Source organism: Parvimonas sp. D9 (assembly GCF_035282565.1).
GTDB lineage: Bacteria > Bacillota > Clostridia > Tissierellales > Peptoniphilaceae > Parvimonas > Parvimonas micra.
On record NZ_JAYKBM010000128.1, the window covers coordinates 1 to 277 of the forward strand.

1 protein-coding gene is annotated in these 277 nt (G+C 38.6%); it reads left to right on the top strand.

Annotated elements, in window-relative coordinates; genetic code table 11:
• On the top strand, positions 1 to 277 hold a 277-nt coding region (locus VJI94_RS08305), incomplete at both ends, for a hypothetical protein (protein WP_324009016.1).

Below are 277 nucleotides of genomic sequence, written 5' to 3' on the forward strand. Positions count from 1 at the left end.
GTATTGATGAAAGACCCGATTCTACTTTCGATAATACCCTAATCCTTGATTTTGTTGTTGATAAGGGCCCAAAAGTTCGTATTAACAATATCAATTTTGGCGGGAATACGGTAGAAGCGGCCAAGCTTAAAAACCAACTCAAGGGCACCAAAGAAAAATCAAGATTAACACTCAACCCATCTTTCGATAGCGGACAAATCGTTACGGTAAAACGGTACGATTTCGATCAATACCTGCGCGATAAAGGGTTTCTTACTGTAAGCAAAACAAAAAAAGT